The organism is Alcaligenes sp. RM2 (assembly GCF_052931795.1).
Map to the genome: position 1 here is coordinate 105,535 of NZ_JBRFIO010000004.1, position 12,483 is coordinate 118,017.

At 56.3% G+C, this 12,483-nt stretch carries 10 protein-coding genes; 6 read left to right on the plus strand and 4 right to left on the minus strand.

Annotated elements, in window-relative coordinates:
* The first annotated feature begins 71 nt into the window (after positions 1-71).
* Together gyrB and ACU6HM_RS14275 are read left to right on the plus strand one after the other, a co-directional pair.
* Positions 72-2,525, plus strand: a complete 2,454-nt coding sequence (gene gyrB / locus ACU6HM_RS14270; RefSeq protein ID WP_009461441.1) for a DNA topoisomerase (ATP-hydrolyzing) subunit B — start codon at positions 72-74, stop codon at positions 2,523-2,525.
* 439 nt (positions 2,526-2,964) lie between these two features.
* Positions 2,965-3,666: a pseudouridine synthase gene (locus ACU6HM_RS14275; RefSeq protein WP_009461443.1), complete on the plus strand. Its 702-nt coding sequence runs from the start codon at positions 2,965-2,967 to the stop codon at positions 3,664-3,666.
* A gap of 170 nt (positions 3,667-3,836) precedes the next feature.
* On the opposite strand, the gene ACU6HM_RS14280 is transcribed toward ACU6HM_RS14275, so the two are convergent.
* Positions 3,837-4,304 carry a GNAT family N-acetyltransferase gene (locus ACU6HM_RS14280; RefSeq protein WP_254500144.1) on the minus strand — a complete coding sequence of 156 codons (468 nt, stop codon included), beginning with the start codon at positions 4,302-4,304 and terminating at the stop codon, positions 3,837-3,839.
* 238 nt (positions 4,305-4,542) lie between these two features.
* Between ACU6HM_RS14280 and ACU6HM_RS14285 the strand changes: the two genes are divergently transcribed.
* On the plus strand, positions 4,543-4,998 hold the full coding sequence (locus ACU6HM_RS14285) for a GFA family protein (protein WP_254500143.1): 456 nt from the start codon (positions 4,543-4,545) through the stop codon (positions 4,996-4,998).
* A gap of 46 nt (positions 4,999-5,044) precedes the next feature.
* Here ACU6HM_RS14285 and ACU6HM_RS14290 read toward each other — a convergent pair whose 3' ends face one another.
* The 3 genes from ACU6HM_RS14290 to ACU6HM_RS14300 form a co-directional block, all read right to left on the minus strand.
* Positions 5,045-5,737, minus strand: coding sequence for a GntR family transcriptional regulator (locus ACU6HM_RS14290; protein ID WP_324577794.1), 693 nt, complete (start codon positions 5,735-5,737; stop codon positions 5,045-5,047).
* 68 nt (positions 5,738-5,805) lie between these two features.
* Entirely contained in the window at positions 5,806-6,903 is a 1,098-nt protein-coding gene (locus tag ACU6HM_RS14295) for a porin (RefSeq protein WP_446763968.1), read from the minus strand.
* Positions 6,900-8,258, minus strand: a complete 1,359-nt coding sequence (locus ACU6HM_RS14300; RefSeq protein WP_052159254.1) for an MFS transporter — start codon at positions 8,256-8,258, stop codon at positions 6,900-6,902. The genes ACU6HM_RS14295 and ACU6HM_RS14300 overlap by 4 nt, the downstream gene beginning before the upstream one ends.
* Positions 8,259-8,515: 257 nt before the next feature.
* Here ACU6HM_RS14300 and argE point away from each other — a divergent pair, with 257 nt between their 5' ends.
* From argE to ACU6HM_RS14315, 3 genes are all read left to right on the plus strand, one after another.
* Positions 8,516-9,685 (plus strand): acetylornithine deacetylase, encoded by a 1,170-nt coding sequence (gene argE / locus ACU6HM_RS14305; RefSeq protein ID WP_446763969.1) that lies wholly within the window; start codon positions 8,516-8,518, stop codon positions 9,683-9,685.
* A 58-nt stretch (positions 9,686-9,743) separates the two neighbouring features.
* Positions 9,744-10,925, plus strand: coding sequence for a pyridoxal phosphate-dependent aminotransferase (locus ACU6HM_RS14310; protein ID WP_446763970.1), 1,182 nt, complete (start codon positions 9,744-9,746; stop codon positions 10,923-10,925).
* Positions 10,926-11,262: 337 nt separating this feature from the next.
* Positions 11,263-12,420: an ABC transporter substrate-binding protein gene (locus tag ACU6HM_RS14315; protein ID WP_009461449.1), complete on the plus strand. Its 1,158-nt coding sequence runs from the start codon at positions 11,263-11,265 to the stop codon at positions 12,418-12,420.
* Positions 12,421-12,483: the final 63 nt, after the last annotated feature.

Consider the following 12,483-nt stretch of genomic DNA (forward strand, 5'->3'; position numbering starts at 1 on the left):
CATGTTTGACCGGTATGGCCCGCCGGGCCATACCCGCTTGAAGCAGACAGGCTATTACAAGGTTTTATGCTATGACCGATCAAACCACGACCACCCAGCCAGCCGATTACGGCGCTGATTCCATCAAAATGCTCAAAGGCCTGGAGGCCGTGCGCAAGCGTCCAGGCATGTACATCGGGGACACCTCCGATGGCACCGGCCTGCACCACATGGTTTTCGAGGTGGTGGATAACGCGATTGATGAGGCCTTGGCCGGTCATTGCGACGATATCGTCGTCACCATCCACTCCGACAACAGCATTTCGGTGTGCGATAACGGCCGCGGTATTCCAACCGATATCCACAAGGACGACGAACACCAGCGCAGCGCCGCTGAAATCGTCATGACCGAACTGCACGCCGGCGGTAAATTCGACCAGAACTCCTACAAGGTGTCTGGCGGTTTGCACGGTGTGGGTGTGTCTTGTGTGAACGCCCTGTCCGAATGGCTGTTGCTGACCATCTGGCGCAATGGCAACGAACACCAGGTCGAGTTCCGCCGTGGCGAGCGCACTGCGCCCCTGGCGGTGACCGGTCCTGCAGAAGGCCGCACGGGTACTTGCGTGCGTTACCTGGCCGACGTGGAAATTTTCAGCAATATCGAATACCACCACGAGATCCTGGCCAAGCGCCTGCGCGAGCTGTCCTTCCTGAACAATGGCGTGAAGATCCGCCTGGTTGACGAGATTCAGGGCAAGGAAGAAGACTTTGCCTTCCTGGGCGGCGTCAAAGGTTTTGTGGACTTCATCAACCGCAACAAGACCCCGCTGCACCCTAACGTGTTCAGCGTGGCAACCGAGTCCAATGCCGGTGGTACGCCAGTATCGGTTGAAGTGGCCATGCAGTGGAACGACAGCTACGCCGAAACCGTGCTGTGTTTCACCAACAATATTCCCCAGCGCGACGGTGGTTCCCACCTGACCGGTCTGCGTGCGGCCATGACCCGCGTGCTGAACAAGTACATTGCCGACAACGAACTGGCCAAGAAAGCCAAGGTCGACACCTCCGGTGACGACATGCGCGAAGGCCTGGTCTGCGTGCTGTCGGTGAAGGTGCCCGAGCCCAAGTTCAGCAGCCAGACCAAAGACAAGCTGGTGTCCAGCGAAGTGCGTCCCGCCGTGGAAGAAGCCGTTGCCCGCACCCTGGAAACTTGGCTGTTGGAAAATCCGAACGACGCCAAGGCCTTGTGCGGCAAGATCGTGGAAGCAGCCCGTGCCCGTGAAGCGGCCCGTAAAGCCCGCGAAATGACACGTCGCAAGAGCGTGCTGGAAGGCGCTGGCCTGCCCGGCAAGCTGGCCGACTGTCAGGAAAAAGACCCGGCCCTGTGCGAACTGTACATTGTGGAGGGTGACTCCGCAGGCGGCTCGGCCAAGCAAGGCCGAGACCGTAAATTCCAGGCCATTCTGCCGTTGCGCGGCAAGGTGCTGAACGTAGAAAAAGCCCGTTTCGATCGTCTGATTTCCAGCGAGCAGATCACCACCCTGATCACCGCCCTGGGTACCAGCATCGGCCCGGACTTTGATATCGACAAGCTGCGTTACCACCGCATCATCATCATGACTGACGCGGACGTGGACGGTGCTCACATTCGTACCCTGCTGCTGACACTGCTGTACCGTCAGATGCCCGAGCTGATCGAGCGTGGCTATGTGTACATCGCGCAGCCGCCCTTGTTCAAGGTTAAGGTTGGGCGTGAAGAGATGTACCTGAAGGACGAGGCCGAGGAAGCGGAGTTCATGTTGAAGCTGGCCCTGCGCGATGCAGTGCTGACGCCATCTGAAGGTGCAGCTCCCATCACAGGCGAAGCCTTGTCCGACTACGCTCATCGCTACGTGAAGGCCAAGGCCGTGATTGAGCGCCTGTCGCGTCATATGGACGGCGATGCCCTGTCAGCATTGGCTGAAGGCGTGAAGTTGAACTTGGACTCGCAGGAAGCCGCCGAACAAACTGCTAAGGATTTGGAGAAGGCCCTGTTCGACGAAGCTGCCCCCACCGTCGTCAAAGTCTTTGCCGCCTTTGATGAAGGGAGCGAGTCCTGGCGTGTGGTGGTGCAGCGTCTGCACCATGGCAACATCCGTGTCACGGTGTTTGACCGCAACTTCGTGCGTGGTGGCGATCACCAAACTCTGGCCCGCGCTGGCGAGACCTTTGCCGGTCTGATCGGTGATGGCGCCATGGTGGCTCGTGGTGAAGGCGAGAAGCGTCGTGAAACCGCCGTGGATGACTTCCGTGAAGTCATGCAATGGCTGTTGACCGAAGCTGAACGCGGGCTTAGCAAGCAGCGCTACAAAGGTCTGGGTGAGATGAACCCCAGCCAGCTGTGGGAAACGACCATGGACCCCACTGTACGTCGTTTGCTGCGTGTGCAGATTGCTGATGCTATCGATGCGGATCAGATCTTCACCACGCTGATGGGTGATCACGTTGAGCCACGTCGTGCCTTTATCGAGTCCCATGCCTTGCAGGCGGGGAACCTGGATATTTAAGGCTGTCGGTGTTCACAGTTCCTGAAAGCTGTTCGGTTTGATGAAAACTGATCTCAGAAATTTGTGGAAAACCTCGCAGTGATGCGGATAAGAAAAATGGGCTCCGGCGTTCTTGCTGGGGCTCATTTTTTTGGTGATGACTGATGAGCTCTGAGTCTTAAAGATTCAGCGTCTTTCGGCAGGCTTAATTAATTTTTGTCAGTAGACACTGACTGATCAATTGCCAGGTGGGTTGGTGGCAATGGCGTCACGCGCCAGGAATGGAAAGGTGCGGAATCAAGCTGATGTGGTCTACTTGCAGTGATAACCCTGCTTCAGAACGAACTAAAAGAAGGGGCGTGGGGATCTGATGGTGGTACCTGACGTCGGCCTTGCAAGGCCTCTTGATCGATCGTAAAGACGCTGTAAATTATTCAATAATTCTTTGTTTGGAAATGGAATGCGACTGGACAAGTTTCTTGGTGAGAGCACGGATCTGAGTCGCTCAGATGCGCGTAAAGTGCTTAAAAGCGGAGAAATCACCGTCAATGGCGAGGTAGTGACCAAAGGCACTCACGTTGTACAAGAGGGTGATGTAGTGTGCTGGGATGATGAGCCGCTTGCCCTGATTGGCCTGCGTTACATCATGCTCAACAAGCCCGCCGGTTACGAGTGCAGCCTAAAAAATAGTGCTTACCCGTCTGTGATGATGCTGATCGATGTAGAAAAGCGCGAGCGCTTGCACACCGTCGGTCGATTGGATGTGGATACCACCGGGCTGATTTTGATTACGGATGATGGCCAGTGGACGCATCGTATTATTTCGCCCCGCCATCAATGCGATAAGGTCTACGTGGCGACCTTGGCAGAGCCTTTGCCTGATAATGCAGAAGAACTGTTCAAGGCCGGTATCTTGTTGAATGGCGAGGACAAGCCGACGCTGCCAGCCGTGCTGGAACGCATTGATGAACGTACCGCAAGGCTAACCATCCAGGAAGGGAAATACCATCAGGTGAAGCGTATGTTTGCTTCCCTGGGGAATCTGGTTCAGACCTTGCATCGCGAGCGTATAGGCTCCCTGTCCTTGGACGACAGCCTGGAGCCAGGCGAGTCGCGCTACTTAACGCCTGCCGAGGTGCAGCAGTTTGTAGAAGAGGGCTGAACTCCTGGCCCTTGGGTCTGGCTTTGATAAGTCAAAGGTGTATCAAGCCCAAGGCTTTGATGTCCTGACACTGGGAAACCAGTCAAAAAAAGCGCTCAAACACATTCTGTTTGAGCGCTTTTTTGTACCTGAATTAATTGTCAAAGTGGCTGGTGGCGCGGTGTCCTGCCTTATTTAAGCGCCTTGCGCATGATGCTGGTGTTGTGTTCATAACCCAGTTGCTCATACAGAGCGATAGCACCCCGATTATTGCTCAAGACTCCCAGCTCGATGTAGTCCAGTCCACGCACTTGTGCCCACTCCTGGGCGGTCTGCATCAGCAGTTTGCCCAGTCCCATGCCTCGTGCCGATTCCGTCACGACAAGATCAATCACATAGGCAAAGTCATGCGGCGTGATGCAGTTGTACGGCGGGGTCTTTTGCTGCTGAACAATAATAAAACCCAGCGCCTGATCGTCCTTCTCGGCCACAAACAAGGCTGCCTGGTCCGACTCGATCATGGACTGGATAAAGCCCTCGTCCTGCCGTGCTTGCAGGTAGTAGTGCGGCTGCAAATGATGCATGTGGGCGAATAGCTCGGCGTACATATCTCCAATCTTGCCAATGTCAGCAAGTTGGGCGGGACGTAGTGTGGGCATGGTTCGGGCTTGTGATAAGTAGGAAAAGACAGAAGTGCTTCAATGCTAGGTCGACAAGAAAAGAGGGGCAAGTCTTATGGTCATGAATATCCTCGTAAGGGCCAAGGCTAATTAACGTTGTTCCTGTACTGCTTGCCCTCGGGGTGGCGTTTGACAGCGTGGTCTTTGTAGCCATCTTTAGAGCGTTGATTTAGCATAGTGCTTGTTTTATACGAATCTACTTAGCGTGAAATTGACCATGACTGAAAGTGCGACCGATGCCCGTCGTGTTTACAAGGCCGCCTGCCATTGCGGTACGGTTCGTTTTATGGTGAAGTTAAGTGATGGGTTGCGTTCCGCACGTCGCTGTAATTGCTCTTATTGTCGTATGCGAGGTGCTGTGGCGGTATCGGCCGATTTGGCGGATATTCAGGTCGAGCAAGGTCAGGATGCGCTGACGCTTTATCAGTTCAACACGGCGCAGGCCGAGCATTTTTTCTGTTCGCATTGCGGCATTTACACCTTTCATCAGCGTCGCTCGAATCCTGAGCAATACGGTGTCAATGTTGCCTGCATTGAAGGTATGAGTCCTTTTGATTTTGCAGAGGTGCCTGTCAATGAAGGGCGCAGTCACCCTAAGGATCGTCCGGGCGGTGGCAGCCTGATCGCAGGGTGGTTACGCTATGAGGCCAACCCAGACTTGCCCGAGGGCTGATCACCCACCCCTACCTGTGCGGGTGTTTCGTCACGGCATAGGTCTTTCAGGCCGCAGGCAAATCCATCTGCTGCCTACGCAAGAAATACGAAGCCTCCGCCAGTTTCAGGAACCCCACCATCTCATTACGCGCATACTCCGGATCCCCGCTGGTCAGGGCCTTGCCCAGCTTTTCCAGCGCCTCTACCGTGACCTGATAGTTATCGGTATCGCTGGTATTGGCAAAGCGCACCTGGTTGGCGTGGTCGGCGGACATGGCGATGGCGTCCAGCAGGCGCTCGTTGTGTACGCATTGCAGCCAGGCTTGGCGAAAGCTGGCGTTGGCACTGAACATTAGCGCTGCGTCTTTGTGCACCATGGCCACTTTGGCCAGATCAATGGCTTTGCTAAGACCGGCATGGAGCTGATCGCGGTCGGCAATGTTGACGGCCAGTGCGGCAGCAGCCGGCTCCAGAATGCGGCGTAACTCAAAGATGTCGCGCACCATGGCGTCGGTCAGCACCGGGACCTGAAACCCCCGTGTGGTGCTATTCAATAAACCTTCGTTGACCAGTCGCAGCAGGGCCTGGCGCACGGGCATGCGGGTGCAGCCAAAGCGCTCGGCCAGCTCGTAATCCAGCAGGCGGTCGCCGGGGTGCCAGTCGCCTGCATTCAAACGCTTGCGGGTGTCCCGGTAAATGGTGTCTACCAGCGTTTCCGCCTTGCTTGCCTGTGTGGATTTACCAGTCGAAGTCGCCATACGAAACCGATCAGAAAAGAATGGATGATTGTATCGTACAGACCCTGCTGCGCTGATCGGGTTTGTGCCTAGAACTTGGTTCGTATCCCCACCCTTAACAAGGTCTGGTTACGCCCCGTGGAGCTGGGCATGCTGATTACGTTGGCCGTCGCGCCCTCGCCTTGCGCGTGCTGGATGATGGCCTGGGTATAGATATCCGTACGCTTGGACAGGAAGTAGTCGGCCGTCAGGTTTAGTTGGTGGTATTTGTTCGATCCCAGGGTGGTCAGCCCATAGCCCGGTCCCAGTACCAGATTGGGTGCCGCGCGCCAGGCAAAACCCAGCTGATAGTTGCGGAAGGTATGGTTCTTTTGCTGGCCATCGGGAGCCACGTACAGGGCTTGTGAAAACACACCGTAGATAGTCACTTTATCGAAGGCGTAGTTTGCTCCTATGCCCCAGTCGCGCAGGTAACGGCCACCAACTCGATTGGGTGCACCACCGCCTGTCAGCGGGCTGATGTCCAGGCTGGCTTCCTGCACTTCGGTATAAGCGGCACCGGTCGCAAAGTTGCCGTTCTTGTAGTTGGCCGTAAAGCTGATGGTGCGCCCGGTTTGTGCCTGCCCTTCGCGTCGTTCCGGGAAGCCGTACATGGCACCCAGTTCAACACCGGCAAAGGAAGGCGTTACGTATTTCACCGATTGATTGACCCGCTGGCCGCTCATGCGGTCGTTGTCCAGAGGGCTATTGGAATAGCCGCCTGCCGACCAGGTGGGGGTGTAAAAGGCCTGCAAGGTGTCGGTGAAGAAATCGTATTGTCTGCCGAGCTTGATGCTGCCCAGATAATCGGATTTCAGGCCCACCCAGGCTTGTCGGCCCCACAGGGCGCCGCCTTGCCCTGCTTCCCCAGTCGCCACGGAAAAGCCGTTTTCCAGTTGAAAGATGGCAGTCAAACCATTGCCCATCGACTCGGAGCCACGCAGACCCAATCGGTTGCCTTGCATGACGCCGGTATCCAGCGTGGTTTTGGAGGGGCCGTTGGCATTGCTGATCCAGGTCAGGCCCGCATCCAGAATGCCGTACAAGGTGACGTTGTTGCCGGTTTGTGCCGTGGCGCTGGAGCTGGCGATCAGCGTAGCCAGTCCAACACAGCCAGCCAAGGCGATTTTGACGTGACGGCGCATCATTGGGCACCGCCTTTGCTGGGGACAGCGTGTAATTTAGCGGCCTGATCCAGGGCGTTTTGCTGGCGGGCAGATGGCAGGGCAAAGACGCACAAGCCACCCAGCACGGCCAGACCGGCAATGGTCAATACAGCGGTGCTGGTGCTGCCGCTCATTTCTTGTGCCAGACCCATGGCGTAGGGGCCAAATAAACCGCCCAAGGCTGCTACTGCATTGATCAGGGCATAGCCGGTTGCAGCGGCGCGGCCACTCATGAAATTACCGCCCAAGGCCCAGACCAGGGGTGTGCCGCCAATGAACATGGCCGTGGCGATGATGACGCCAATAATGCGCACGGTCGGGTCCGGTGCCAGGGCAGTCATCAGCAGGCCGATAGCACCGCCTGCGCAGGCAAGGGCCAAGTGCCAGCGACGTTCCCCAAAGTAGTCGGAAGAGCGGCCCAGAATCAGCATGGCCAGAGCCGAGGCAGCATAGGGCAAGGCGGCAATATAGCCAATGTGGGTCAGGTTCTTGATACCGGCTTCCTGAATGATGGTGGGCGTCCAGAAGATCACCGCATAAATGCCCAGGTTCAGGGACAGGAGCACGCAGGCTAGCCACCACACATTGGGTTTGCCCAGCACTTCAGCAATTTTGTCCTTGCGTGGCAGCTCGCGTTGCGCGTCCTGGTTCAGGGTGTGCAGCAAGGTTTTTTCTTCCTGGCTCAACCATTTGGCGTCTTCAGGGCGGTTGGGCAAGGTCGCCCATAGCAAGGCCGCTACAAAGACAGCGGGCAGCCCCTGCAAGAGGAATAGCCATTGCCAGTTATGCAGGTGCTGGGACTCCGAAAACACATCCATGATCCAGCCCGAGAGCGGGCCTACGATCATGCCGCCCGCAGCAGCGGCAGTAACCAAGGTCGCCATGACGCGGCCCTGGCGTTGTGGGGGGAACCATTGCGCCAGGTAATACACCACGCCAGGCAGAAAGCCGGCTTCCGCCACGCCCAACAGGAAGCGGACGATATAGAACTGTGTGGGGGTGGTGACGAACATGGTCAGCACGGACAGGATGCCCCAGGTAACCATGATGCGTGTCAGCCAGGCGCGGGCACCAAAGCGGTACAGCAAGAGGTTGCTGGGGATCTCGAACAACAAAAAGCCCACAAAGAAGATGCCCGAACCCAGGCCATAGACCTCGGCCGAAAAATTCAGGTCTTGCAGCATTTGCAGCTTGGCAAAGCCCACGTTGACGCGGTCGATGTAGGCAACGATGTAGCTGATGAACAAGATGGGCATCAGCCGCCAGAGGATTTTGCCGAAAAGCAGATCCTCGGCCTTGGAGGGAGCCGGGTCCGCGGGGCGCGATTGTTGTCTCATGATAGTCCTTATTGGTAATCGCAGTAAGTGAATTCAGTTGAACTCATTTTTTGTGAATATATTCATTTTCATACTTGATGGTCAATAAGTGCTATAGGTATAAAACAAGTTAGAAATTATTTAATTTATTGAAATTAAACGAATTTATAAAAATTAAAAATCCAATTTCTAGTACAAACACCTAGACTCGTTGACAGCGATATACCCGCTCTATAAACTGAATTCAGTTTTGAATAATAGCAATAAGGAGCTGGCATATGAGCAGGCAGGAGGCCCTTTCGGCCCAGGTGATCGAGCATGTTTCGTCCCTGATTGGCTTTGATACGGTAAGCAGAAACTCCAATCTGGCATTGATTGAATGGGCCGCCAACCGGCTCGAAGCGGCGGGCGCGCAAGTGCGTTTTGATTACAACGAATCGCGCTCCAAAGCCAATCTGCTGGCAACCTTCGGTCAGGGGCCGGGGGGCGTGGTCTTGTCTGGCCACACCGATGTGGTGCCGGTCGACGGGCAGGTATGGTCCAGTGATCCTTTTGAAGCCCAGATTCGTGATGGCCGCTTGTTTGGCCGTGGCGCTTGCGACATGAAAGGCTTTATCGGCGTGGCCATGGCGCAGGCGCAACGCCTGGGTTCCATGACACTGCGCGAGCCCGTGCATCTGGCCTTGAGCTACGACGAAGAAGTGGGCTGTCTGGGCATTCCCGGCCTGATCGAGGAAATGCGTAAAGCCGGCATCCAGCCCAGCGGCTGCATTGTGGGTGAACCCACCAGCATGCGCGTTGTGGCGGCCCATAAAGGCGGCCGCATTTATCGCTGCCGCGTCAAAGGCTGCGCCGCCCATTCTTCTTTGACACCACACGGTCTGAACGCAATCGAGTACGCCGCCAATCTGGTTTCGCACATTCAGCATCTGGCGGATGAAGAGGCCCAGGTCGGCAAGCGCATTGAAGGCTTTGATGTGCCTTTTTCCACCATTTCCACCAACACGATTTCCGGTGGCAATGGCATGAATATTATCCCGGCCCATTGCGAGTTCTCCTTTGAATACCGCTATCTGCCTGGCGTGGACCCGGATGGCTTCATCGGCAATTTGCGCCGCTTTGCCTATGAGCAGGTCTTGCCGCGCATGCAGGCACGCCATGGTGATGCGGCGATCGAGTTCGAGTGTCTGGGCAGCATTCCTGCCCTGGATGACGAAGACAGCCAGGAGCTGAAAAAAATGGCGCTGGCTTTGCTGGGTGAGTCCGCCGCACAGCGTGTGGCCTATGGCACCGAAGCCTCGTTTTTCCAGGAAGCGGGCGTGCCCAGCATTGTCTGCGGGCCTGGCTCCATCACCGTGGCACACAAGGCCGATGAGTACGTCAGCCTGGAGCAGTTGGCCGCCTGCGAGTCCTTTCTGGGCAAGGTGATCCAGTCCTTGGCTGCTTAGGGCGGGATGGTTTCCGGCAGGTCTGGGGGCCTGTCTTATTTTGAAGGAATAATTTTTCATGAAGCTAGCAAAACGCATTACCGGCACCTCCCAAAAATCCTTTGGCATGTACGAGCAGGCGGCTCGCCTGCAAGGCGATACCTCGGACCTGATTCATCTGGAAGTTGGCCGCCCGGACGCGGATACGCCAATGGCGATCAAGCAGGCGGCAGCCGATGCCTTGATGCGCGGCGAGGTGCATTACAGCGATCTGCGTGGGGTGCCCGCCTTGCGTGAAGCCTTGGCCGCCAAGCTGCGCAAGCAAAACAAGCTGGATGTCGGGCCGGATGATGTGCTGGTCACCAATGGGCTGACGCATGCTTCCTTTGCCGCTTTCTGCGCCATTCTGGACGAGGGTGATGAGGTGATTTTGCTCTCGCCGCACTACCCGCAGCACATAGGCAAAATCGAGCTGGCCGGGGCGCATCCGGTGCTGGTGCCGCTGAACAAGGAACAGGGTTTTGCCATTGATGCGCAGGCCATCGAAGCGGTGATTACGCCCCATACCCGTATGGTGGTGCTGGTCAATCCGGCCAACCCCACGGGCCGTGTGTATCGCCGCAGCGAGCTGGAAGCTCTGGCGCAATTGGCGATCAAGCACGATCTGATCGTGGTCTCTGATGAAGTCTACGAGGACATTACCTACGACGATGCCGAGCACATCAGCATTGCCTCCCTGCCCGGCATGCAGGAGCGCACCGTGTCCATGTTTGCCTTCACCAAGTCCTACGCCATGGATGGCTGGCGCATTGGGTATCTGGCTGCGCCTGCCTGGTTGATGCCCGGCTTGTTGAAGATCACCGCTAACGATGTCACCCATGTGAATACCTTTATTCAGGCGGGCGCGCTGGAAGCCGTGGTCGGGCAGCAAGAAGCCTTGCGCGGGATGATTGCGGACGACGATGCCAAGCGCCGCCTGATGCTGCAACGTCTGAATGCCATGGCGAATGTCAGCTGCGCCCATGTGGAAGGCACGATTTATGCCTTTGCCGATGTACGTGCTACGGGTGTGCCTTCGCAGGAACTGGCTGAGCGCTTGCTGAAGGAAGCCCGTGTGGTGGTCGAGGCAGGCAGCTTCTACGGTCCGCAAGGTGAAGGTTTCTTGCGCCTGTGTTTTGGTTCTGCCTCGTATGAGCAGATCGAACAGGCCATGGATCGCTTGCAGGTATTCTTTGCTCAATTGGAGACTCAGGCCAGCTAAACCGCCGCTTGATCGGGTGAACTGGCAGGACCTCGGGGCCGCTTTCTGTTATGGAAAGCGGCTTTTTTTGTGTCTGGGAGCAGGTGGTTTCAACCCCACTATTTAGCGGAATACATGCCCAGGCCATGATTTTTTTATATAAATGTATAGATTAACGTCCGTACAAATAAACCGACAGACTGCGTCGGTGTTTTCCCTTAAATTCAGGCGTATTCCCCTGTGGGCGCTGGTTATAAGGTCATTATCAATCCATATTTCCATAGACAAGTATCGGCTCCTTATTATATTGTTCGTATCAAACAACAATTATGTCCGGTCAATTAATAGGAGCAGGTCCATGAAAAACGGGATACGGGGTGTACTGGCAGCAGCAGGGATGGTGGCCGCGCTGGGCGCGCAGGCTCAAACGCTCAAGCTGGGTGTGGTAGGAGGCATGACAGGTCCAGGCGCGCCCTGGGGGCTGGCTATTGATGGTGGCGTGAAAATCGCCGTGGATGAAATCAATCAGGCCGGTGGCCTGGAAGTGGGCGACAAGAAGTACAAGGTTGAAGTGCTGACTTACGACGACCACTACAAGGCAGCGGATGCAGTAACCGCCACCAACCGTCTGATCGATCAGGATGAAGTGAAATACATTATCGGTCCTATTGGCTCGGCCTCGGTCATGGCCATGAAGCCGATTACCGAGCGCAACAAGGTCATCATGCTGTCCAACAGCTACTCGACCGAAGTGCTGGATGCGAACACGCAATACATGTTCCGCGTGCTGCCTACGCAGTACGAATACAACCGTCAGCTGATTGGCTGGTTGAAGCAGGAGCGCCCCGAGCTGAAGCGTCTGGCGATCCTGTCGCCTAACGATGCGACCGGCTGGAGCACGCAAAAGATCCAGACCGCTGCCTATAAGGACGCCGGTTACGACGTGGCTGAAACCAAGTTCTTCGAGCGCTCGCAAAACGACTTCCGCACCTTGCTGACCAGCATTCTGGCCAAGAACGTGGACTTCATCGAACTGGACACCGTGCCACCCGGCCCGGCCGGTATTGTGATACGTCAGGCACGTGAAATGGGCTTCAAGGGCCAGTTCACCAAGTTTGGCGGCAATAACGTGGCTGAAACCGTGAAGTCTGCCGGTGCGGACAATGCGGAAGGAACCTTGGTGTATTTGTCTGCCGATCCGTCCAGCGAGCCCTACCAGAAGCTGAGCCAGGCTTACGCCAAGGTCCACAGCAACAGCATGGATGACTTCGTTTTCTACTTCTACGATGCCACCCGCCTGCTGTTCAAGGCCATTAACGAAGCTGGCACCGTGGACGATACCGATGCCGTGCGTGCCCGCATTGAAGCCAATAGCAGCTTTGACGGTATTCAAGGCGCGATTGTGTGGGGCGGAAAGGATGTCTATGGCGTGAACCACCAGATCGCCACCCCGGCCTACCTGGGTGTGATCGAGGGCGGCAAGGCCAAGGTCATCAACAAGTTCGACGCCCGCTAATTACCGGTTTTGTTTCAGTACGCACTCCGCCACGGCGGTGGAGTGCACCTTGATACGGTTAGC

Coding starts and splice junctions, on each gene's coding strand:
- ACU6HM_RS14290 (WP_324577794.1), bottom strand. CDS start 5,737: ATGGCGACTTCGACTGGTAAATCCACACAGGCAAGCAAGGCGGAAACG.
- ACU6HM_RS14295 (WP_446763968.1), bottom strand. CDS start 6,903: ATGATGCGCCGTCACGTCAAAATCGCCTTGGCTGGCTGTGTTGGACTG.
- ACU6HM_RS14285 (WP_254500143.1), top strand. CDS start 4,543: ATGACTGAAAGTGCGACCGATGCCCGTCGTGTTTACAAGGCCGCCTGC.
- ACU6HM_RS14310 (WP_446763970.1), top strand. CDS start 9,744: ATGAAGCTAGCAAAACGCATTACCGGCACCTCCCAAAAATCCTTTGGC.
- ACU6HM_RS14275 (WP_009461443.1), top strand. CDS start 2,965: ATGCGACTGGACAAGTTTCTTGGTGAGAGCACGGATCTGAGTCGCTCA.
- ACU6HM_RS14280 (WP_254500144.1), bottom strand. CDS start 4,304: ATGCCCACACTACGTCCCGCCCAACTTGCTGACATTGGCAAGATTGGA.
- gyrB (WP_009461441.1), top strand. CDS start 72: ATGACCGATCAAACCACGACCACCCAGCCAGCCGATTACGGCGCTGAT.
- ACU6HM_RS14300 (WP_052159254.1), bottom strand. CDS start 8,258: ATGAGACAACAATCGCGCCCCGCGGACCCGGCTCCCTCCAAGGCCGAG.
- argE (WP_446763969.1), top strand. CDS start 8,516: ATGAGCAGGCAGGAGGCCCTTTCGGCCCAGGTGATCGAGCATGTTTCG.
- ACU6HM_RS14315 (WP_009461449.1), top strand. CDS start 11,263: ATGAAAAACGGGATACGGGGTGTACTGGCAGCAGCAGGGATGGTGGCC.